Below are 22,621 nucleotides of genomic sequence, written 5' to 3' on the forward strand. Positions count from 1 at the left end.
GCTTGGTGGGAACCGTCCGGCCCGGTGAACGCCCGTGACGCGTGGTGCTGCTCCATCGGGATCCTGGGCGTGCGCTGTGCGCGTCCGTACTCCTGAGGACGAGCGGAGTGTCAGCCGGGGCGGCGTGCTTTTCGTTCGGTGCCGGTGCGGTCCCGGTGGGCGAGAAGCTGTTGGGCGCGGGTGAGACCGGAGAGCCGGTGCGAGCGCAGTGCCGCGCGGGCGGCATTGGCCCCGGGTGCTCCGTGGACCCCGCCCCCCGGGTGGGCGGAGGCGGAGGCGAGGTAGAGGCCGCGTACGGGTGTCTCGGGGCGGCCGGTGCCGGGGAAGGGGCGGAAGACGAGCTGCTGGTGCAGGGCCGCGGTGCCGCCGTTGATGGCGCCTGCGCGCAGGTTGCGGTCGAGTGACTGGAGCGTGGGCGGGGCCAGTACGCGTCGGGCGCGGATGCGGGAGCGGAAGCCGGGCGCGAACCGCTCCACCTGCCGCTCGACCCGGTCGGCCATCACTTCCTGCTCCGTGCTGCTCCAGGAGCCCGTGAGCCCTTCGTCGCCGGCGTCGGACTTGATGTGATGCGGGACGTGCGTGTACGCCCACGCTGCCTCGGTGCCCTGGGGCGAGCGGGAGCGATCCGCTGTCGTCATCTGGCCGAACAGGGCAAAAGGGCGGTCGGGTACCTGGCCCATGGCGATCTGGGCCGCACACCGGGTGAGCTCGTCCATTCCGTCGGCCAGGTGGACGGTCCCGGCCTGTGCCGCCGCTTCCGCCTGCCAGGGCACGGGCCCGTCGCACGCCCAGTCGACCTTGAACGTGGCGAAGTCCCACTGGAAACGCTTCAGGTCGGCCATCAGCTGGGACGGCACGTGTTCCGCGTCGACGAGTTCGCCGTAGAGGGCCGGCGCGGACACGTCCGCCAGGACGGCGCGTCGCGCGGCCACCGTCTCACCGTCGGCGGTGAGCACACCGGCGGCCCGCCCCTCGCGCACGAGGACGCGGCGGACACGCTGCCCGCAGCGCAGGCTGCCGCCACGCGCCCGCAGCCGGCTCACGAGGGCCGCGGTCAGGGCGCCGGCGCCGCCGACCGGCACGGGGAAGCCGTAGGTCTGGCCGAGCATGGACATCAGCCAGCCGAAGCCACCGCTGCCCGCGGCCTCCGGCGCGAGGTCGGCGTGCAGGGCGTTCCCGGCCAGCAGCAGCTTGCCGCCTTCTCCCTGGAACTCCTCGTCCCCCATGCGGCGCACCGGCAGGATCAGCGTGCGGGCCATGCGCAGACCGCCGGCTGCCCTGAGCCTCATGGCGACGCGGGCTGCGGCGCGCACCGGCGGGAAGGGGGTGAACAGAGCGTCCAGAACATCGGGGCCGAGGCCTTCCCAGACGAGGTGCAGACCTCGCCAGGCGTCTCCGTCGCCGGGATGGAAGGCGTCGAGGGACTCGGCGGTGGTGTCGACCGTGCGGGAGAGCACCGCACACCTGCCGTCGCTGAGGGGGTGCGCCAGTACGTGGGGCGCGTGGCTCCAGCGCAGACCGTGTGCGTCGAGACGCAGACGGGCCAGTACGGGCGATGCGGCGGCCAGAGGGTAGAAGGAGCTGAAGAGGTCGCTGACGAAGTCGGGGTCGACGTCCCTGTCGTGGCGCACCGCGCCGCCGGGCTCGGGCTGTTCCTCCAGGACCTCCACACTCCATCCCGCGTCGGCCAGCAGGTTGGCCGCCACCAGCCCGTTGGGGCCAGCCCCGACCACCACAGCGTCAGGCATGGCCGCCGCCGGCGCCCTGAGCCGCCGTCCTGCGCGCACCCTCGGCGCCTTCCGGCTGTCCGGCGCCGACCTGCTCCTCGCAGACCCGGGCGAGCCGGGCCAGCATCGCGCGGTGCCGCAGCTGGATCAGTGCCTCCACTCCCACGTTGTGGAGCGTCCCGCCCACTCCCTGCAGCGGGTGCTCGTCCGCGATCACCAGGCAGTGGCGTCCCCAGGGACGTAGCTCGAGGGAGATCCGCGCCGTGCCCAGCGCGCCCGCCCGCGCCTCCAGCTCCAGTACGGAGCCCTCCTCGCAGTGCCGGACGACCGTCTCGTTGCTCAGCCGCACGGGGCCCACCCGGACCTCGTAGCCGATCGCCGAGTCCACCTGCGGCCACTGCCCCCGCACCGGCTCGGAGTCCGACGTACCCACGACCCACTCCGCGTACCGGTTGCCGTCCGCGAGAACGGCCCACACCGCTTGCGGACTCGCCTTGATCAGTCGATGCCGTATCGCCATGGCACACCTCCAGCACCCGTCTCGGTTGAGGCCCGAGTGCCCGGCGAGATGAAGGCCAACCAGATCTTGGGCGTCGGAGAGACGGCCGGCCTGATCTTGGGCGTCGGAGAGACGGCCGGCCTGATCTTGGGCGTCGGAGAGACGGCCGGCCTGCGGATCACGACGGGCCCGCGGATGTGCTGCAAGGGTGACCGAGGCGTCGGCGAGCTGTTTTCGATCGTTCCCAGCAGGGGACTCGGGGCTCATGGTGCACATCGGATACACGATGATGACCGAGCAGGCCGGACCCCGTGAGCTCGTCGACCATCTGGTTCGGGCCGAGGGCGCGGGCTTCGACTTCTCGGTCACCTCTGACCACTACTTCCCGTGGCTGCGCTCGCAGGGCCACGCGCCCTACGCGTGGAGCGTGCTGGGCGCGGCCGCCCAGGCGACCTCGCGCATTCCGCTGATGACGTACGTGACCTGCCCGACGTTCCGCTATCACCCCGCAGTGGTGGCGCAGAAGGCCGCGACGATGCAGTTGCTGTCGCAGGGGCGGTTCCGGCTGGGGCTCGGCTCGGGTGAGAACCTCAACGAACACGTGGTGGGCGGCGGTTGGCCGTCCGTGGACGTACGGCACGAGATGCTCGAGGAGGCGGCGGAGATCATCCGGGCGCTCTTCCAGGGCGGCCATGTGAACCACCACGGCACGCACTACGACGTGGAGTCCGCCCGGCTGTGGGACCTGCCGGACGAGCCGCCGCCCCTCGGCATCGCCGTCTCCGGCAAGCAGTCCTGCGCCCTGGCGGGCAAGCTCGCCGACCTGGTCATCGCCACGGAGCCCGAGGCGGGGCTGCTCCAGTCCTTCGACCGACACGGCGGCGCGGGAAAGCCCCGCGTGGGCCAGCTGCCGGTCTGCTATGACCCCGACCGCGACACGGCCGTCCGGCGCGCTCACGACCAGTTCCGCTGGTTCGGCGGCGGCTGGAAGGTCAACTCGGAGCTGCCGCACCCGGATTCGTTCGATTCGGCGACGCGGTACGTCACGCCCGAAGACGTCGCCGCCTCGATCCCGTGCGGCGACGACCCGGAGGCCTTCGTCGAGGCCGTACGCCCGTACGCCGAGGCCGGTTTCACCGAGGTCGCCCTGGTGCAGATCGGCGGTGAGTCGCAACCCGAGTATCTGGACTGGTCGGAGAAGACGCTGCTGCCCGCGCTGCGCGACGCCTTCGCCTGACGACACCGGTTCTACGGTTCTGGCGGTGGTCCCGCGCGGGTGGTGCGGCCGTTGCCAGGGGCCTGGGTGTGGGTGGTGTCAGATGTGTGTGAGGAGGCGGTCCAGCGGCCGGGGAACGCGCTTGAGGTCCAGGTGTGTGACCAGCGCCTGTGCGTAGAGTGCCTTGCGGCCGCTGTGTGTGCCCATGAAGCGTCGCAGTTGGTGTTCCACGGGCCGGTGCCGCTGCGCCGGCTGGCCCCGGAAGGTGCGGAAGGGGCGCGTTTCGCCCTGGGCGTCGATCACTTCCTGCACGCCCTCGGCCCCGACAGCGCGGATCAGTTCGTCCTCCAGGTCGGCGTCGCACACATGGAACCCGTACGTCTCCAGCTCCCTGTGGGTGAGACCTGGCGCGAGCCCGACGCGTTGCAGATGACGCCGGAAATGCCGCTCCTCGCCGATGTCGCAGAGACCGGCCAGCGGGAGGCCCAGCCCGGCGGGACCGCACACGTCCAGAAAACGCCCGATGTTGGTCGCTCCTCCGAGCGGTACCACCGCGACGCCCTCTGCGCCGAGGTCGCGTCCGTAGCGGGTGGCCAACGCCTCCAGGGCGGCCTGGTCGCTGCTGCCCTCGACGAGCACGATCGTCCGCACGCCGTCGCCGGCCAGCTCCCGTGCCACGGCGGCGGCCGCGCCCGCTTCCGTTCCGCCGGCCGCCCACGCGGCCAGTGCCAGGCGGAATCGCCTCAACTCGTCCACGAGACCTCGCTTTCCGATGTCATCCTGGCACGGCAGAGATCCCGTACGCACGCGCGTTTTCACGTTGGTGAGCGGCTCAAGAACCCGTCCCGGCCTCGTCGGATCCGGGTTCCGACGAGGCCGCGGCGCTGAGCGCTGTCGAGGAGTCCTGGTCGTGAGTTGTCGCGGAGCGGCTAGTGCCCAGGGTCGGCCGGTCGGGTGTCCGTCTCCTCCTGCTGGTTCTGGGTGGGGGTGGGGCGTAGGGCCTTGGTGCTGTCCTTGAGACGTTCCAGGGTGCGTGTGAGGTGGTGGATGGCGGAGGTTGTCGTCCGTGGCACGGCTGGTTGTCGTCCGGGGGGAGGGGTGTCGGGGGCGTCGCGGTAGGCGACGAGTGCTTCCTGGGCGCGTTCGTACGCGTCCCGGTACAGGTCCCGGGACTTCGTCATGGTTTCCAGCGCTTCGGCGTACATGGTGACCAGTTCGCGTTCCCGGGCGAGTTCTTCCTCGAGGGTGAGGAGACGCCAGTTCTCGCGCAGTGCGGTGAGGGCGATGTCGGCGCCCTCGGGCAGTGGGTGCGGCAGGGCGGCGAACCGTGTGACTGCCGCGAGGAGGTCGGTCGGCTCTGAGCCGTCGAGGAAGACGGCGTGGACGGCGAAGTCCTCGGTGTGGTGACCGGGCGGGGCCGGCGTGGCAGGCAGGATCACCGCGCCGCCGCGTGGCACCTGCACGCCGAATTCTCGCAGCGCCCAGTTCACGGCCCGCAGTTGGTGCGGTGCGGCCCGGTGTTCGACGATGCGGTGGCGCAGGCTGGGCGGCAGCCATCGCACCAGGGGCAACCGGCCGCGTTCGTCGGTGGTCATGGCCTCGTGGACGACGACGTGGAAGCACCATCCGCCGTGTGCGCCCTTTCTGAGCAGGCGCCGTATGTCCTTGTCGTCCTCGGGCAGGGGGTTGATCCTGCTCAGTGACAGGCCGGTGGCGGAGTCGTGGTCCCAGTCGCCGTACTGCGGCCAGAACCGGGTGACGGGAGACGGCCATGCCGGCTCCCATGGCTGTTCGGCTTCCGCGAGCAGGGTCCACTCCCGCCCGCCGTCCAGGTCGGGGGCGAGGCTGAGGCGCGCACGTACGGTCACGTCGCCGGGAACGCGCCAACGGGCCTGGAAGACCTGCTGCGGGGCGTCACCCTGGGTGTCAGGTACTTCCAGGTAGTCGTCGATGGCCTGGCTGTCCTTGAGCCCGCGCAGGGTGCGACGGAGTACGTCTGGTGCGTCGGGCCCGATGTGACGGCCGCGAGCCGGCCACACCGTGGGGGGAGCCGCGGGAGGGTCTGTGGGGGAGGTGGGCATGAGTCCATCGGGGAGCGGGGGCACGTGCGGGTACCAGTATCGCCGCTGCGGCCCCGCGGAGATCACGCGGGGTCCGGGCCGGTCTCCGCGCTTGGCGTGTCTGCGCTTGTTCGCGTCGGCGTGCCGGCGTCCGCACACCCTTTCCTCCCGCGTCCGGGGACGGTGCGAACCGCACACCGCAGGTGTCGCTCACGGCCCTGTCCTCTAACCTCGTACCGGGAGACGTCACTTGCCGTGGGTGCGGAAGTTGCCGTGTGTCTCCGCGGTGAGGAGGAGATGGTGTTCGCTACGGGCACGCGGTTGCTCGCGGGTGCCATGACCCTGGTCTGCATGGTGCTCGTCGGCCCGAGTGCACCCGGCGGTGCCCTCTTCGCGCGGTCACAACCCGTCGGGGCCGTCAGGGATGTCGTACCGAACCGGGTCATGACCTGGAACATCTGCAACCCCTGCGACGAGAGCGACATCGACCGGGCAACGCAGATCGCCAGGTACGCGCCCCAGGTCATCGGTCTGCAGGAGGCGTGTGTGCGCGACGTCGAGAGGATCCGGGACTACCTGGAGGACCTTTACGGGCTGGTCTACCACGTCGCGTACGGGACGGTTCTTCGGCACTGGGGCCGCTGCGGGGGAGTGCCGTGGAGTCCGGGGGCCTTCGGGCAGGCGGTCCTTTCGGCCGCACCGATGACGGATCCCGTCGCCGTGGAATACCCCGACGGTGGATCCGAGGACCGCGGATACATGGCGGTCACCACCGAGGTGGGCGGCCGGCTTGTCCGGGTCTTCAACACACATCTCGCCCAGCGACGTCAAGAGGCGGTCCGGGCAGAACAGGTGGGTGTACTCGCCGCGGAGGTCGCCCGCCACGACCGCGCGATCGCGCTGGGCGACTTCAACGCGGTGCCCGCCGCCCCCGAACTGACCGCGATGTGGGAACTGGCCGCGGACACCGACCCGGAGTGCCGGCCCTCGTCCACCGCCGCCTGCACGCCGACCACCGCCTGGCAGAGCAAGTTCGACTACCTCTTCCTGCGAGGGCTCGTCCCGCTCGCACACCGTGTCCATCCGACGCAGTACTCGGACCACCACCTGGTGCACGCCGACGTGGACCCGACCTGACGCCGGGTCGCTGGGCGACGCGCGGGCCGTCACCTGTGGTGTGGCCCCGCACGAGGACCTGCCTGCCGTGTGGGCGGACAGCCCCTCGTGCGGCCGAGGCGGACGCCAGGCGCGGGAACCGCTTCGTCGGCGGTTCCCGCGCCCGGTCATGACACGGTGAGAGTTGTCAGTTGACGCGGACGATCTTCCAGAGCTGGTCGTCGAGGTCGGCGGTGCCCCACTGGACGACGGCTGCCCCGTTGGCGGTGGAGGACTGGGCGACTCCGGCGACGAGGGTGCTGTTCACGTTCCGGAGCTTGAAGTAGCCGCCGCCCGCGTCGGTGAGGGTCCACTTCTGTGAGTCGGCGCTGGAGGCGGTGTTCTGGACGATGGCCGCGCCCGCGGCACTGGAGGAGCCTTGGACGTCCAGGTTGAGGTTGCTCCTGGCGTTCTTGATGGTCCAGGCGCCGCTGCCGGCGGACTGGAAGGTGAAGAGCTGGCAGACACATGCCGTGTTCTGCCACTGGTTGGCGGCGGTGCCGGCGGTGGTGGAGCCGGCCGGGATGTCGAGGTGCTTGCCGCTGTTCTTGTTCACCAGGACGTACTGGCCGGTGCCCAGGGGCGGCAGGGCGGTCTGGGTGAGGTTCCAGCGCTGACAGCCGCACGTGGTGCCGCTCCACTGGACGGCGGCGGTGCCGACCGTGGTGGAGGCACTGGGGATTTCGAGGAACTTGCCACTGACGCGGTTGGTGATGCTGTACCCGCCGGACGGGTGGGGCGCGACGGCCCATTCGTGGTCGAGGGTGCCGTTGTCGTCCCACTGCAGGACGGTGGCGCCGTTGGCGGTGGACTGGTTCTGGACGCCGAGGACCTTGCCGCCGGCGACGTTGAAGATCTTGAAGTAGCCCGAGGACTGCTGCTCGAAGCGCCACTGCTGGTTGGTGGAGGTGGTGGGGTTCTGCTGGGTGGCGGTGGTGCCGTTGGTGGTGGAGCCGCCGGCGATGGTGAGGTTCAGGGCGCTGTTCGCGTTGGTCATGGTGTAGGTGGCGCCGTCGGAGATGCTTCCGCCGAAGTCGACCGTGCTGTAGGTGACCGGGTTGCGGCGGTTGTCGCCGCCGAAGCCCGCGCTGAACACCATCAGGCTGTGGCCGTCGGCCAGCGGAAGCAGACCGCGGCTGTAGCCGCCACCGACGTTGGAGGGCATACGCGTCCAGGTGTCCGCGGCGCCGTTCTGTGTGTTGACGAACAGGTCGTCGCTGCTGTGTGCGGTGGCGACGAGGGTTCCGTTGGGGCCGCCGGTGGGCAGCCAGGTGATGTAGGGCGTGCCCTGGGGGACCTGGCCGTCGGTGGTGCGCAGCGGGATGCCGGTGACGGAGTCGAACGCCTCCGGGTCGGAGGAGATCTTGTAGTGGACGGCGAAGTTGCCCGCGGCGGAACCGCCGTACTCGTACGTCATGATGTATTTGCCGTTGGGCATCTTCGCGACGGTCGGCATGCCGGGGCGCTGGCTGTAGGTGGGCATCGCCACGTCGTCCACGACCGGTCCCCAGTTGCGGACGTCGGTGGAGACCTGGTGGACGATCTTCTGTCCGTGGTCGGTGTCGCGCTGGTCGGAGTAGTAGACGATGAGCTTGTCGCCGGAGACCAGGAAGAACGGTTCCCACACGGGGGTGTTGCCGTTCACGTCGGTGGCCTTGCCGCCGGTCGCGATGTTGGTGACGAAGGTCCAGCTCTGGCCGCGGTCGGTGCTGGCATACAGGTCGATCTTGCTGCCGCCCCGGTCGTACGGCACCGAGTCACCGGCGGCGAGGATGGTGCCGGCGGGGAAGCCGCCCATGGCCCTGGGCAGCTCGAACAGCTCGGGCTGCCAGCGCATGCCCCAGCCGTTCTGGGTGTCGGCGACCTCGGAGATCTTGGCCCAGGAGGCGCCGTTGTCGGTGCTGCGATAGATCGGGAAGACGGGCATGTCCACGCGGTACTGCTCGAACGTGGCGAGCAGGGTGCCGTTGGCCGAGCCGTTGTGCTGCAGGCGCATGGCCCGCGGGTAGTAGCTGCCGGGGGAGAGCGCGTCGGACGGCGGGGTGTAGAGCGTCTGGGCGGGACGGGAGAGGGCGTCCGCCCTGCCCGCACCCGGCAGGACCAGCGTTGCCGCGGCGACAACCAGCGAGAGCAGAAGGAAGAGAAGAATGGCGGGGTGGGAACGCGGAGCGGCGCCGGGTCTGGCGCCTGTTCGAGCGGGGGACATGTGCGGCTCCGATGGCGGGGTGAGGTTTTTTCTGCGGGCCCACCGCCCCGGGATGATCGGGTTGGGGGCGGTGGAGTTCAGGGGCGGGTCGGCCGGCGGGGTTCGGACGACAACGCTGCTGAGGGCGTGGTCGGCATCCGCGTTCGGGGACGGCTGCGCGTAGCCCAGTGGTGGGACCGCTGCGGGGTTGACGGCCGCTGTGCGCGGGCCGCCGCGGTGCGGGCGGCGTGCCTCCTGCGTCGGCCGAGGACTCAGGAGGTGCTCAGGTGGCGGGCGAAGGGCCGTGGCCCTGTCGGGACGGTGGCGGTGCGGTCGAGCCGCGGACGACGAGTTCGACCGGTGGGTCGCTCGCCGGCGGCAGTTCCTCGCCCGGTTTCTCGATGGCGTGGACGAGCAGCCCGACTCCCTGCCGCGCGGCGGCGTCGAAGGGCTGCCGCACGGTGGTCAGCGGCGGAGAGACATAGGCGAAGACCGGGGTGCCGTCGAACCCGACGACACTGACGTCTTCCGGAACACCACGCCCTCCTTCACGCAGGGCGTGGATGAGGCCGACGGCCATCTCGTCGCCCGCCGCGAACACCGCTGTCACCGAGCTGTCCGAGGCCAGCTCGCGGCCCGCCGCGTACCCGGAGGCGGGCGACCAGTCGCCGTTGAGTACAGGCGGTTCGTGGACGCCCCGCGCCGCGAGCGCCGCCCGCCATCCCTCGATACGGTCCTTGGTGGCGTACCACTGCCTCGGACCGGCGAGGTGGTGGACGGTCGCGTGCCCCAGGTCGAGCAGGTGCTCGGTGGCCGCCCGCGCCAGGGCGTAGGACCCTACGCTCGCGGTGACCGTGCGGGTGGCGGTGAAGGCCGGCGGTGCCCCCAGGAAGAGGACCGGCACGTCGACACGGAGGGAGACCTCTCCCTCCACGATGGGCTCGGAGACGACGATGCCGTCCACGCCCTGTTCGAGGAGCGATTCCACGGCGCCGGCGATGCCTTCCGGGTCGCCGTCCGGCGTGTTGACCACACGGAGCGCGTATCCCGCGTCCCGTACGGCCTGTTCGATGTGCACGAGCAGTGAGGCGGTTCCGTACCCGGCCGTTCCCAGAGCGACCACTCCGATGGAGCGGGTGCGTCCGGAAGCGAGCGCCCTGGCCGCGTGGTTCAGCCGGTAACCGAGTTCCCCGGCGGCCGCGAGGACGCGTCGGCGGGCATCGTCGGAGACGTACGGCTCGTCGTTGAGGACCCGGGAGACGGTCTTGCGCGAGACGCCGGCCAGCTGAGCCACGTCCGCGCTGCGCGGCGCGGGGGAAGCCGTGTCCCGTCCCACACCTGGTGCCATGAAGTCTCCCGAGAGCCGTGTGTCTGCATTGACTGAGGTCAACGGTATGACCGCGCGGTCATGACTATGCAGTCCCGGGGCCTACGTCAAGAGGTCCGGCGGAACAACTTCTTCTCTGGGGGCAGATCGAAGCCGCCGGTCAGCGTGCTCACCGCGATCCCCACCCTGATCGTCTACTTCGTGCTGCAGCGGCAGTTCGTCAGCGGACTGACGCTCGGCGCCAACAAGGGCTGACCGCACCTTTCCCGTCGTTCCCCACACCCCCGGAGTCTCACCAGTGACCACCGAACGCAGTCTCCGCCTGCCCGGCATCGCCTACGGCGGCGACTACAACCCCGAACAGTGGCCCGAGGAGGTGTGGGTCGAGGACATGGCCCTGATGCGCGAGGCCGGGGTCACCATGGTCAGCATCGGCATCTTCTCCTGGGCCCTGCTGGAGCCGTCCGAGGGCGTCTACGACTTCTCCCGCCTGGACAAGATCCTCGGTCTTCTCCAGGAGAACGGCATCGCCGCCGACCTCGCCACCCCGACGGCCTGCCCGCCCGCCTGGTTCTTCCGAGCCCACCCGGAGGCCCTGCCGGTCGACCGCGACGGCCGCACGCTCTCGTACGGCAGCCGCCAGACCTTATGCCCCTCCAGCACCGCCTACCGCACCGCGGCACTGCGCATCACGGGCGCGCTGGCCGAGCGGTACGCCGACCACCCGGCCGTCGCCATGTGGCACGTCCACAACGAGTACGGCTGCCACAACGCCGCCTGCTACTGCGACACCAGCGCGGCGTCCTTCCGCACCTGGCTGAAGGCGAAGTACGACAACGATCTGGCCGCGCTCAACCACGCCTGGGGCACCACCTTCTGGAGCCAGTGGTACTACGACTGGGACGAGATCATCCCGCCCCGCGCCACCGGCGCCGACCCCAACCCCACCCACCAGCTGGACTGGCGCCGCTTCTGCTCCGACGAGCTGCTGTCGCTGTTCACCGCCGAACGCGACGTGCTCCGCCGTGCCGCCCCGGACACCCCCGCCACGACCAACTTCATGGTGATGCACAACTTCGACGCCCTCGACTACTGGCGCTGGGCCCCCGAGCTGGACATCGTCTCCAACGACCACTACCTGCTCTCCACCGACCCGGAGTCGGAGATCGACATCGCGCTCTGCGGCGACCTCGTCCGCTCCCTGGCCGGCGGGCGGCCGTGGTTGCTGATGGAACACTCCACCGGAGCCATCAACTGGCAGCCCGTCAACCGGGCCAAGAACCCCGGCGAAATGCGCCGCAACGCGCTCGCCCATGTCGCGCACGGCGCCGACGGCATCGCCTACTTCCAGTGGCGGGCCGCGAAGGCGGGCGCCGAGCAGTGGCACTCGGCGATGCTCCCGCACGCGGGCACTGACAGCCGTATCTGGCAGGACGTCGTCCAACTCGGCGCGGACCTCGCGGCGTTGGCCGAAGTCCGCGGCTGCACCAGCCCAGCCCAGGTCGCCATCGTCTGGGACTGGAACGCCCGCTGGGCCATGGAACAGCCCTCCCAGCCCAGCGCCGAACTCCGTTTCCAGGACCTGGTGAGGCGTTGGTACACACCGCTGTGGGAGGCCGGCGTGGCGGTCGACTTCGTGCGTCCCGACACCCCGGACCTCGACCGCTATCAGCTCGTGCTCGCCCCCAGCCTGTATCTGGTCGACGACGCCGGAGCGGCCAACCTGGCGGCGTTCGTCGAGCACGGCGGCACCCTGGCCGTCGGCTTCCACAGCGGCGCGGTGGACGAGAACTGCCATGTCCGGCTGGGCGGTTACCCGGGCGCCTTCCGCGAGACGCTGGGCGTACGCACGGACGAGCTGTTCCCGCTGCTGCCCGGACAGACGGTCGGCCTGGCCGGCCGGATCCCGCAGGACGCGACCGCCGACCTGTGGACCGAACGGCTCCGGCTCACCGGGGCGGAGGCCGTCGCCACGTACGCGAACGGACCGTTGGCGGGTGTCCCGGCCATCACCCGCCACGCATACGGCAGTGGAACCGCCTGGTACATCGCCACCCACCCGGACGCCGCCACCCTGGCCGCAGTCCTGGAGCGCATCCGTAGAGAGGCGGGCGTGCGCCCGGAGCGTGAGGCGCCGGCCGGCGTCGAGGTGGTGAGGCGGCGGGGTGCGGATGCCGATTACCTCTTCCTGATCGACCACGCGGGCCGCGGCGCCGAGATCCCTGCCGACGGGGTCGAACTCCTCACCGGAAAACCGGTCACCGGCTCGGTCACCGTCGCCGAGGGAGGCGTCGCAGTCGTTCGTGAGCCGAGGGCGGAGCTGCGGGAACGGGTGACTGCGTAGAGATCACCGCGCGGTCAGCCGGGGCGACGCCGGACATCAGCGAGGTCCGGCCGCGGCGGCCTGCGCGGGCCGCGCAGGTCCGAGAACCGCACGTCGTGCCAAGAGAACGTCCTGCTTCGACTCAAGGGAAGTGAGTTCTGACATGACAGGTTTGCCCAGTCGCCGACAGATGCTCGGCGGGGCGGCTGCGGGAGTGCTGGCCTCGCTGGCCGGAATTCCGTATGCCGGTGCCGCGTCCGCCGCCGTGACGTACACGGCTCCCGATCCGCGTGTGTGGATCCACCTTAACAACGGGTGGCGGTTCGTCAGAGCGGACGTGACCGGGGCGCAAGCGCCCGGATTCAATGACTCCGGATGGACGTCGGTCAACACGCCCCACACCTGGAACGCCGTCGACGGTGCCGACGGCGGCAACAACTACCACCGCGGGGTGGGCTGGTACCGCCGCCACTACACCGTGCCGTCCGACCTGGCCGGGAAGAGGCTGTACCTGCAGTTCGCCGGGGTCAACCAGGTCGCCGACGTCTGGGTCAACGGCACGTACCTCGGGCAGCACAAGGGCGGGTACTCCCGCTTCAGGTTCCAGGTCACCGACGTGCTCCTCCCGGGACAGGACAACGTGATCGCGGTGAAGGTGACCAACACCCGCGACGCCAACATCGCCCCGGTGGGCGCGGACTACACCTTCCAGGGCGGCATCTACCGCAACATGAGTCTGTGGGCCGTCGACGACCTCCACGTGCGGATGGAGGACTACGCGGGTCCCGGTGTCTACCTGCGGCAGAGCAACGTGACCGCGGCGTCGGCCACGGTGAGCGTCACGACGAAGCTGTGGAACGACAGCGGCACCGCCAGATCAGTGGTGGTCCGCACCGTCGTCGCGGACAGGAGCGGGGCCATCGTCGCGGAGGCCGCCGGCACCGCGCAGACCGTCCCCGCGGCCGCCGGCGCGGAGGTCCGGCAGACCGTCCGCATCGACAACCCACGCCTGTGGAACGGCGTGGCGGATCCCTACCTCTACAACGCCAGCGTCGAGATCCATGACGTCACCGCGGGCGGTGACAGAATCGCGGATGTGGTGACCGAGCGCCTGGGCCTTCGCTCCATCGCCGTCGACGCCGACACGGGCTTCCGCCTCAACGGCAGCCACCTCCACCTGCACGGCGTCAACCTGCACCAGGACCGGGCCGTCAAGGGCTGGGCGATGTCCGACGCCGATCACACCCAGGACCTCGACCTCATCAGCGAGATCGGCGCCAACGCCATCCGGATGGCGCACTACCAGCACGACCAGAAGGACTACAACCTCGCCGACGAACGCGGGATGATCGTCTGGGCGGAGATCCCGCTGGTCGACATCGTCACCGACTCGGCCGCCTTCACCACCAACACGCAGAACCAGCTGCGGGAGCTGATCCGGCAGAACTACAACCACCCCTCGATCGCCTTCTGGGGCATCGGCAACGAACTCCTCGACTACAACGGCACCGCCACGAACAGGCTGCTCGCGTCACTGGCCGACATCATCGAAGCCGAGGACCCCGACCGGCTCTCCACCTACGCCGTACGCGGTGAGGACCCCGACAACGCGCAGGCGGGGCTGCACACGCGGACCACGGGCTTCAACAAGTACTACGGCTGGTACTACGGCTCCAAGGACGGTGACCTCGGAGCGTGGGCCGACAACCTGCACGCCACGTCCCCGTCCCGCAGGATCGCCATGTCGGAGTACGGCGTCGGCGCCAGCACCACCCAGCACGCGCTCAACCCGCCGAAGCCGGCTCCAGGCGGATCCTGGCACCCGGAGGAGTACCAGTCGCTGTTCCACGAAGCGGCCTGGAAGCAGCTCGCCGACCGTCCCTACATCTGGGGCACGTTCGTCTGGGCCATGTTCGACTTCGCCTCCGACGGCCGCAACGAAGGGGACCGGCCCGGCACCAACGACAAGGGTCTGGTCACCCGTGACCGGCAGATCCGCAAGGACGCCTTCTACTGGTACAAGGCCAACTGGGCGACCACGCCGACCCTCTACATCACCAGCCGCCGCTGGACCCAGCGCACCGACTCCATCACCGAACTCAAGGTCTACTCCAACGCGGACAAGGTCACCGCGACCCTCAACGGCCTCTCCCTGGGGACCGCGAGCAGCAGCGACACATCTTCCGGTGGACCGACGTCACGCTCAGGCCGGGGCAGAACACCGTGACAGTCACCGCGACCATCAACGGCTCCACCTACACCGACAGCGTCAACTGGACACTCGGCTGAGAACCTCGCCCCTCGACTGCCGCCTGTCCCTCAAGCGGGACAGGCGCTGCAGGAGCAGGTCAGTCCCACAGGGTGGGACCGTCCACGGCGTCGGAGCGCCGGCTCATGCTCGTTCAGGTGATCGATGATCAGAGAACTGATGTCACCGTGGTGCTGTGACAGCCCCTGAGCTTGCACGCGTGGTGTCGTCTTCTGCGATCAGGGGTTGATGGTCAGTCCCGTTTCGGCGAGGCAGCCGTCTATGAGGTGGCTGCGGTACTTGATGTGGCGGAGGCCGCGTCGGATGCGCTGCATCAGGTGTTCTGGGGTGGTGAAGCCGACGTTGGAAAGCCAGCCGCGCCGCAGCAGGGACCAGACACCTTCGACGGGTTGAGGTCGGGGGCGTAGGGCGGCAGGTAGTAGATGGTCAGCCAGTCACGGGACCCGGCGCATTCCTGTAAGTCGGAGGCTTTGTGAACGTTGGGGCTGTCCAGACCAGGACGATCGGGCCGCCGAGCTGCTGGTGTGCTGCGATGAGCAGGTCGCGGTAGTCCCGCCAGGAGAAGCTCCTGCGTCCGTCGCGGTTGTTGTCGTCATGGCGGGGCCGGTAGATCAGCTGTGACCGGTGGCCGGGTATGTAGCAGGTCGGGGCGGCGATGGAGACGCGTCCGCGGGAGCGGCCGCGGACCCGCACCACTGGGGTGCGGCCGCGTGGCGACCATGCCTTCGCACGCGGCGGCGTCATGGCGAAGCCGGCTTCGTCCTCGAAGACGAGCCATGCTCCACGGGCTGCCGCGAGTCTTCCGCGCAGGGCCAGGTCTCCTTCACCCAGCCGGCCACGGTTTCGTCGTCCCGCTCCCTCGCGCGTCGGGCCGGGCCTGGCAGGACCAGGCGTTGCGGACTCGATGACCGCGCGGGCCCGATGGTTCATCAGCAGCGAGATGTCCATCCTCTGTCGGGCAAGGCGGCTGGCCCCGCCCAACTCGCTGATGCTGTAGGGGTTGTAGTGGAGGTAGACCTGGGGCATGAGCGCCGGGAGGTTGAAGCCGAGCTTGAGGTAGGTGTCGAACACCAGCAGTTCAGCACCGTTGTTGCTCAGCGAGCGCCGCAAACCGCTCCCGCAGAGAGATCCGCGCCTGTGCCGGGTCACCTGAGCGCTCGGGATGCTGACAAACCCACCAGGTGACCAAGTCCTGCCAGCTCAGCCCGCGCTCTTTCAGCGGCTGGTCATACACAGGGCACTACTGCCCGTTCTTGACGATGCGGATGGTGTTGCTGATGGAGTGCGAGGTCCTGGGCGATGCGCTGCTGGACCGGACACAGCCCGTCGCCGACCTCGAGACGCGTCTCAACCAGCTTGAGGCCGACCGTATCGCGGAGCAGAAGCGGGCAGACCAGCTCGCGGCGGCACACCCCGACATCTCCGGCCTCGTTGCCGAGCACGACGAGCTCCAGCTGGAAGTCGAGCGGCTTCGGACGGACCTCAACAAGGCACAGGCTCAGCGTGCCGCGGATCTGGATCACCAGCGTCTTCCCCCCTCGGCTGACGCGATGGCGGGCCCGGCCCGCGGTCGGCCCGCATGCCAGCACCGTCCCAGAGACCGGAGAAACGTCCAGGTCACAGCGGGTCGTCCATCCCAGCGTCCCAGGTGATGCTATGCGCTTGCCGTCCTTTGGCGAGGAACCCCAGGCTGACCCGAGTAGGGCAGTCAGAGAGCGGCGCGGTGCCGCTCGCTCCCTTGCCGACGGTCACGCCGGGCGCGGGCCGGGCCGGCACGTACACAGGAATGGAACTGCATACGCATGATGATGTCCCGAACGAACCGGACTGCCTTGGCCATCGGCACCGCTTTCCTCATGGCGTCCGGAATGGTCGTCGCGGGGGCTACGACCGCCTCCGCTGATGACTGCGGAGGTCCGCGCAAGTACCTCTGCGGCGCGGTGAAGAACAGGACCGGCAAGCCGATGCACTACACGATGAAGCTGGGTAGCGGCCCGCACCTGTGCGACGTGTGGAACATCGACGGTGGCACCAAGAGCAAGTGGGACCAGACCGAATGCGACCAGCAGTCGTTCAACAGGGGGACGAAAGGCGGCAACGGCACCGGCCAGGACGTCGACGCCTTCACCTTCGCCACCCACGGCTACCACGAGCGGTTCACACGCGTCGGCACGTGGAACTGGCGGAAGAAGGGTGTCTGGACGAAGATCCGGAGCGGGGAGATCGCCGACTGCGGCATCGGCGACAACAACGAGGTCTGGTGCACCGTGCTCGTCCAGGTCTGAGCTTGCCTTTTAACCCCTGAGGCTGTTGCGCTCGATGATGCTCTCAGGGCGCCTGGTCGTTTTCCCGACCATCGTGGGTCGTGGGGCGGCGGTTCTTCGAACCAAGTGGCTTTCCTGGTCCTGGTGTTGAGGGTTTCGGTGCACTGGCCGGGCAGTGCAGGTGCGGGCGGAGGTTCCGAAACCCTCGGCGGACTCGGGCCGGGGTGAGCCGTGCGGGCTCGGCCGGCTTCTCCCAGGGGCCGGCGGAGGTCTGCCGCGGCTTCACGGGTGAGCCGGAGCTGGGTGTGGGCGGCGACGATCACCCACGTCCAGCGGTCTCCGGCCTCGGGGGTGCGGGGTTTCGGCCGGGCCCAGCCGAGGGTCTGCAGACGTGACAGAACAGACGATCCGCGCTGGTCGGCGCGTCCGGGCAGAGCCAGTTGCTCACGTCGACCGCGAGGACCAAGCGGCCGTCGGCGGCCTGCGGCATGGGCAGGCCGACCAGCACCTGCCGCAGCCGGGATGCGTCCACGTGTCCGCTGCTGAACGCGTCGTACATCGCGCCGTGTCCGCGCCGGTGCTCAACCACCAGCGTCAGGTCGACCGGCGCTGTCACCGGTCCGTCCGCGCACAGCAACGCGTCGGCGAGGTCCAAAGTTCGTCCCCGTGCGCGGTCAGGCCGTCGAATAACTCCCCCCGGAAGCGTGACGCTTTCGCGAACGCCTCCCCCGGAACATGATCAGGCAGCAAACCCCCCTTCAACGGTCTTCGCCGTGGTCATGTGTGTCCTTGGTCGGAGCACATGATCAGATGAAGGCCGCCTCAGCGTCCGGCCAACACCCAGGCGAGCGGCCTAGATCGAAGACCATTTCGACACCGGCCCTGCCGCGGTGCCGACAGCCGGGGATGAGGCCAGCCGGCAATCCGGTCGAAGCCCTATGAGCCCACCGCGCCTTGCACGAAGCGCCGAAGGTGCGCACGCACGGTGTTGGGCTGCTCCAACCAGGGCTCGTGCTCAGCGTCTTCGACCCGGGTCAGCGGAAGATCGAGCCTGAGCGCGAGTGCTTCAAGCGCCGACACAGGGCGGGGGTCGTCCGCCCCACCGAGGAGCTCCGCCCGCGCGGGCAGGCATGCGCGGAGCTCGGCAAGATGCTCATCGAGCGGGTCCGCGCGGTCTTCCTTGCCGAGCTCGCTGTTCATAGACCAGTTGACGGGGCGACGCCGTCGGGCACCCTGCGCGGCCCAGTGCCACCCCCGTTCGGGATCGGCGTGGTCGGTGAACCAGGCCAGTGTGAGCAGCTCGACTTCCTGCTCCTCCGTGCGGTGTGGCAACTCCTTCAAGGCGCGGAGCTGCTCCTGCTGCGCCGCGGACATGCGGCGGCCTCGCTCCGCTCGGTCCCCGGTACGCCAATCACCGACGAATGGCCCGCACATCAGCAGCATCGCGGCAACCCGGTCAGGATGCGTCAGACAGAACCGGCTCGCCAGGTCAGTGCCGTAGGAGTGCCCGATCAGCACGGCCTTGGGCACGTCCCATGCGTCGAGCAGCTCGGCGAGATCGTCGACATGCCGGGCGAAGGAATGGCGGCCCCGCCACGGGGATTGGCCTGTGCCACGCTGGTCGTACCGGTAAACGGGTGCGAGGTCCGCGATCATGGGGGCGACATCGCCCAGATAGTCCGGCAGCCCCGGACCGCCATGGAGCAGGATCACGGCCGGCTGCCGAGTCGTGTCCCCCAGCGCCATCCAACGTAACTGCGCCTCGTCGGTCATCGCCGTCAGGCCCTGCGTCTCCATCAAGGTCACCGCGGAGGACCTACCGGTGTCACTGAGACTCCGCCAAAGGTTAAAGGGCAACCTTAGCCAACAAGTGGCCACACTCACCCTATGGACAGATCGCATGTGGTCCAGTTCGGGGCGACCGGGAACACACTGGACCAAGAGACCGCGCAGGGAGTTCTGGTCTACGCCTGCTACGGCTACGCCATGTACGGGGCCAACGTCGTCGAGACCAACCTGATTCACGTACGAGCAACCGAACGGGTCATCCTGGCCCGGACCGAGGGACGACAGATCAAGGACCCATGGGAGAAGCACAAGAGCGACACCATGAAGGACTTGATCAAGGAGATCGCGCCACTCACTGTTGCCGATCCGAACCCTGAGGCTGACCTTGCGCGGGTCACGGAACGACGCAACTACCTGGCCCACCAGTCCTGGCTCGACCGGACGGAAGAACTCTTTTCGCCGTCGGGCCGCAATGACATGCTGGCCGACCTGGAACAGGACATACATCTGTTCTCCGATGTCAACGCCCGTCTGGACGACGTAGTGGTGATGCCGCAGCTCCCTCGGGCCGGTTGCACGCATGAGGAGTTCGTCGCCGAGTACAACCGACTCCACCGGCAAGCCCTGCTCCACACTTGACCACCAGGGCGCACCCCACACCCGCGACCCCTGAATCACCTCCCTGGCGGCGCACGCGGGAATGTCAGCGCGGCTTGCTGGCACACCCGATCAAGTGGAATGGCGAACCGACAACGCCGACGGACGATCTACTCCGCAGACTGCCGCCCACGACCGGCGTGAGCACCCTGAGTACCGGTCACACCAGCCCTTTGACCTGCGCCTTCAAGTTGGCGGAGGCTGAGTGGATTCCACTCGGTGCGCGACATCGGCCGGGAGCGCGTTAGGTGAGCTCGCGGTTGTGACGCTTGAGCTTGGCCTTTCGGGCGACGAGCCTGTCGTAGCGGGTCGGTTCGCTTGGGGGGCTGCTCAACACCCGCGGACTAACCGGTGAGCCGGAACCGACCTGCCCGCCTTCAAGAGCTGGTCAGCCCGACACCTGCGCCTGGGAGCGTGCTCCCAGGATCGCCCGGGCACTGTGCGTTCCCCGTGCGCCCTGGTGACACCGGCACGCCAGGACCACAGTTCAGGTATGCCAGCAGACGAGAGGCTCGGCGAGAGTGCTGTCGATCGGATCAGCACGTCGGCCCCAGCGTCCCGGAATCGCTCACAGTCGTGTGTGGTGTCGAAGACCCCATTCCGGCTTCGATCGGGCGACCCGTGCCACGGCACCTCGGCATCGTACTCGACGGTAATCGCCGCTGGGCCCGCGCGCGGGGCCTGACTCTTCCCCGCGAGGGTCACCTCATCGGCTTCGCCAAGATCCCTGATGTCCTTGACTGGTGTGAGGAGTTCGGGATCGAGATCGTCACGCCGTGGATGCCCTCCGACGACAACATCCGCAATCGCTCGCAGGACGAACTCTCCGACCTGTACGCCATCGACGCGGACGTCATCACACGACTCGCCACGTCCGGCCGCTGGCGCCTGCACCCCATCGGCGACCTGGAGCTGCTGCCCGCATGGCTGGCCGCCCGCCTGCGCGCAGCCGAGGCGGAGACGGATGGCTGCGGCGGCATGCTGGTGAACCTCGCCCTCGGTTACGGCGGCCGCAGGGACGTACTGAGTGCGGTACGGGCCCTGATCGAGGAGGTGGCAGCGGGCCGGACGCTCCCGGGGACCATCACCGAGGCTGCCCTCGCCCGCCATCTCTCCACTGCTGGCCAGCCCGACCCCGACCTCGTCATCCGCCCATCCGGCGAGGTGCGCACCTCCGGGTTTCTGCTGTGGCAGGCAGCCCTGGCCGAGTACTACTTCTGCGACCGACTCTGGCCCGACTGCAACCGTGCCGACCTCCTCGACGCCCTGCGCGCCTATAGCAGGCGACAGCGCAGGCTCGGTGCCTGAACTCAGCAATGCCGCACTGGACAACACACTGCTCCCGCCCCCTCGCCTCCAGCGTGACACCGCATGAAATGAAGCGAAAGGAGAAGACATGGAGCCTCTGCGGGCCGCGCTGGCGCGCTGGCAGGACCAGCTTGCGTCCATCGAAGAGCTCACTCCATGGGCCTTGGCCCATCTGGACAGCCTGTTCCGGCGAGTGCCGGCCGATGACGCGACACGTGCCTTCGAGCTGGAGGTGCAGAGTTGGGCCCTGGCCACGGGCGTGTATCCGCCCGAGACTGCGGCCGAACTCGCCGACGGGCACCTGGGCATGGTCACCTGCTACACCACTCCGGACACCGGCACGGCGGTGCGCTGGCCGATTGCCATCTACAACACCTGGATCACGTCCTGGGACGACGCCCTGGTAGAGAAAGGCGTCTCGGTCGGCCAGTTCGCTGGTCTACTGGACCGGCTCGTCCGCCACGGCCAACGACCCGACGCCGACACGCCCACGTATCGGGTCTTGACCGAACTGCGCGAGCGCGTCATTGCCCTGGGCGGCAGGGACCTCTTGGACGAGTTCGCTGATCAGCTGGCCCTGCAGTTCCAGGCATGGGACCGGGAGAAGCACTGGCGCACCCGGCAGGAACTGCCGGGCCTGCGGGAGTACCTGCCACACCACGGCTGCACGATGGTCCAGTACTCCACCATGCTGCTGCACCGCCTCCGCGGCGATCTGCTGCCCCCGGGCATCCGGTTCTCGTCCACACTCGACCACCTCGCGAAGAGCACGTGTGTCGTCATGGGCATCGAGAACGACCTGGTCGGCTGTCGAGCCGACCTGGAACGCGGTAACGCCGTCAACGCGGTGGCCATCATCGCCCACGCGTACGACGTCGACCTGGCCACCGCCTTCCGCTGCGCACTGATCACCCTCGCCACCCAGTGGCACGCGGTAGGACAGCTGGCCGACAGCTTCTGCGCCGCGGTCGGCGAGGGCTCTCCCGAAGCCCGCCAGGCCCGAGCGATTACCGCGTTCGCCCACGGCTTCCACACCTGGCATGTGACGGCCCCCCCGCGAAGACCTCCGCCCTCGGGAGACCCTTCCCTACGCGGCGCGGAACCTTCTGTGATCCTCCATGCCTCATGGCCGCGTTGGCGCGGCGGGAGAAACCACCGCACGTCGGCTGACGGACACACCGAGGACCACGGCCAGCCGAACACCGGTCCGGCCGACCAAGGCAAGACCCACTGCGGCCAGAGTCGGCGTCCGCCCGCCGTGTTCCTTCACCGAAAGCGCCGAACTTGTAACTGGAGAAAGTGCTGATGGGTTGGCCGACCAGGTCGCCACTCAGTTCGAGCATGGCATCGTCGAGCCGCGGGCTCGTTAAGGGGTCTTAGAGGTCCTAACAAAGGCGTTGGACGTGTCGGTGGGTGATGAGACAGGTGGCGATGCCGAGGAAGGCTTCATGGATGTCGTCGCGTCGTTCCCAGCGGATGCGCAGGCGGCGGAAGCCGTGGAGCCAGGAGATGGTGCGCTCGACGACCCAGCGGAAGATGCCCAGGCCGGAGCCGTGTGGCTGGCCTCGTTCGGCGATCGCGGGCCGGATGCCGCGTTTCCACAGCAGTCGCCGGTACTTGTCATGGTCGTAGCCGCGGTCCGCGAAGAGCATGTCCGGCCGTCTCCGCGGCCGCCCGACCGTGCCGGCCACGGGTGGAATCTTGTCCAGCAGCGGGATCAGCTGAGTGACGTCATTGCGATTGCCGCCGGTCAGCGACACCGCGAGCGGGATGCCCTGCCCGTCGACAAGGACGTGGTGCTTGCTGCCCGGCCGTGCGCGGTCGACCGGGCTGGGACCGCTTT

At 69.2% G+C, this 22,621-nt stretch carries 17 protein-coding genes and 3 pseudogenes; 9 read left to right on the forward strand and 11 right to left on the reverse strand.

Going from position 1 to position 22,621, the window contains the following annotated elements; genetic code table 11:
- Positions 1-110 precede the first annotated feature (110 nt).
- On the reverse strand, positions 111-1,748 hold the full coding sequence (locus tag ACWD26_RS16585; protein WP_451270530.1) for a phytoene desaturase family protein: 1,638 nt from the start codon (positions 1,746-1,748) through the stop codon (positions 111-113).
- A complete protein-coding gene (locus tag ACWD26_RS16590) occupies positions 1,741-2,247 on the reverse strand; it encodes an SRPBCC family protein (protein ID WP_451270532.1) in 507 nt (168 codons plus the stop codon). The genes ACWD26_RS16585 and ACWD26_RS16590 overlap by 8 nt, the downstream gene beginning before the upstream one ends.
- Positions 2,248-2,491: 244 nt before the next feature.
- Here ACWD26_RS16590 and ACWD26_RS16595 point away from each other — a divergent pair, with 244 nt between their 5' ends.
- Positions 2,492-3,463, forward strand: coding sequence for an LLM class F420-dependent oxidoreductase (locus ACWD26_RS16595; protein WP_451270533.1), 972 nt, complete (start codon positions 2,492-2,494; stop codon positions 3,461-3,463).
- 78 nt (positions 3,464-3,541) lie between these two features.
- Here the strand turns inward: ACWD26_RS16595 and ACWD26_RS16600 are convergent, their stop codons facing one another.
- Positions 3,542-4,198 (reverse strand): TOPRIM nucleotidyl transferase/hydrolase domain-containing protein, encoded by a 657-nt coding sequence (locus ACWD26_RS16600; protein WP_451270535.1) that lies wholly within the window; start codon positions 4,196-4,198, stop codon positions 3,542-3,544.
- A 173-nt stretch (positions 4,199-4,371) separates the two neighbouring features.
- Positions 4,372-5,523: a hypothetical protein gene (locus ACWD26_RS16605; RefSeq protein WP_451270537.1), complete on the reverse strand. Its 1,152-nt coding sequence runs from the start codon at positions 5,521-5,523 to the stop codon at positions 4,372-4,374.
- 276 nt (positions 5,524-5,799) lie between these two features.
- On the opposite strand from ACWD26_RS16605, the gene ACWD26_RS16610 reads away from it, so the two are divergent.
- Positions 5,800-6,639, forward strand: a complete 840-nt coding sequence (locus ACWD26_RS16610; RefSeq protein ID WP_451270539.1) for an endonuclease/exonuclease/phosphatase family protein — start codon at positions 5,800-5,802, stop codon at positions 6,637-6,639.
- 166 nt (positions 6,640-6,805) lie between these two features.
- On the opposite strand, the gene ACWD26_RS16615 is transcribed toward ACWD26_RS16610, so the two are convergent.
- The gene (locus ACWD26_RS16615; protein ID WP_451270541.1) at positions 6,806-8,863 is read right to left on the reverse strand and encodes an RICIN domain-containing protein; all 2,058 of its coding nucleotides are present in this window, start codon (positions 8,861-8,863) and stop codon (positions 6,806-6,808) included.
- 262 nt (positions 8,864-9,125) lie between these two features.
- Entirely contained in the window at positions 9,126-10,190 is a 1,065-nt protein-coding gene (locus tag ACWD26_RS16620) for a LacI family DNA-binding transcriptional regulator (protein ID WP_451270543.1), read from the reverse strand.
- Between the two features lie 141 nt (positions 10,191-10,331).
- On the opposite strand from ACWD26_RS16620, the pseudogene ACWD26_RS16625 reads away from it, so the two are divergent.
- The 3 genes and pseudogenes from ACWD26_RS16625 to ACWD26_RS16635 form a co-directional block, all read left to right on the forward strand.
- Positions 10,332-10,424: pseudogene (locus ACWD26_RS16625) on the forward strand (carbohydrate ABC transporter permease); the annotation flags it as partial.
- A gap of 43 nt (positions 10,425-10,467) precedes the next feature.
- Complete coding sequence (locus ACWD26_RS16630; protein WP_451270545.1) at positions 10,468-12,513, forward strand: beta-galactosidase; 2,046 nt, start codon at positions 10,468-10,470, stop codon at positions 12,511-12,513.
- 142 nt (positions 12,514-12,655) lie between these two features.
- Positions 12,656-14,719: a glycoside hydrolase family 2 protein gene (locus ACWD26_RS16635; RefSeq protein WP_451270547.1), complete on the forward strand. Its 2,064-nt coding sequence runs from the start codon at positions 12,656-12,658 to the stop codon at positions 14,717-14,719.
- Between the two features lie 260 nt (positions 14,720-14,979).
- Here the strand turns inward: ACWD26_RS16635 and ACWD26_RS16640 are convergent.
- A pseudogene (locus ACWD26_RS16640) lies at positions 14,980-15,662 on the reverse strand (transposase); the annotation flags it as partial.
- 325 nt (positions 15,663-15,987) lie between these two features.
- Entirely contained in the window at positions 15,988-16,284 is a 297-nt protein-coding gene (locus tag ACWD26_RS16645) for a hypothetical protein (protein ID WP_451270549.1), read from the reverse strand.
- A gap of 333 nt (positions 16,285-16,617) precedes the next feature.
- On the opposite strand from ACWD26_RS16645, the gene ACWD26_RS16650 reads away from it, so the two are divergent.
- Positions 16,618-17,046 (forward strand): hypothetical protein, encoded by a 429-nt coding sequence (locus tag ACWD26_RS16650; protein WP_451270551.1) that lies wholly within the window; start codon positions 16,618-16,620, stop codon positions 17,044-17,046.
- A 9-nt stretch (positions 17,047-17,055) separates the two neighbouring features.
- Here the strand turns inward: ACWD26_RS16650 and ACWD26_RS16655 are convergent.
- Both ACWD26_RS16655 and ACWD26_RS16660 read right to left on the reverse strand, forming a co-directional pair.
- A pseudogene (locus ACWD26_RS16655) lies at positions 17,056-17,775 on the reverse strand (transposase).
- 186 nt (positions 17,776-17,961) lie between these two features.
- Positions 17,962-18,822, reverse strand: coding sequence for an alpha/beta fold hydrolase (locus ACWD26_RS16660; protein ID WP_451270589.1), 861 nt, complete (start codon positions 18,820-18,822; stop codon positions 17,962-17,964).
- Positions 18,823-18,912: 90 nt separating this feature from the next.
- Here ACWD26_RS16660 and ACWD26_RS16665 point away from each other — a divergent pair, with 90 nt between their 5' ends.
- The 3 genes from ACWD26_RS16665 to ACWD26_RS16675 all read left to right on the forward strand — a co-directional run bounded on the left by ACWD26_RS16665 (position 18,913) and on the right by ACWD26_RS16675 (position 22,084).
- Positions 18,913-19,452 (forward strand): hypothetical protein, encoded by a 540-nt coding sequence (locus ACWD26_RS16665; protein WP_451270553.1) that lies wholly within the window; start codon positions 18,913-18,915, stop codon positions 19,450-19,452.
- Between the two features lie 639 nt (positions 19,453-20,091).
- Positions 20,092-20,778, forward strand: coding sequence for a polyprenyl diphosphate synthase (gene uppS, locus ACWD26_RS16670; protein ID WP_451270555.1), 687 nt, complete (start codon positions 20,092-20,094; stop codon positions 20,776-20,778).
- A gap of 88 nt (positions 20,779-20,866) precedes the next feature.
- Entirely contained in the window at positions 20,867-22,084 is a 1,218-nt protein-coding gene (locus ACWD26_RS16675) for a terpene synthase family protein (protein WP_451270557.1), read from the forward strand.
- Positions 22,085-22,163: 79 nt separating this feature from the next.
- Here the strand turns inward: ACWD26_RS16675 and ACWD26_RS16680 are convergent.
- The coding region (locus ACWD26_RS16680) for an IS5 family transposase (protein WP_451270559.1) at positions 22,164-22,621 on the reverse strand (458 nt) is incomplete at its 5' end.

The organism is Streptomyces sp. NPDC002787 (assembly GCF_053592095.1).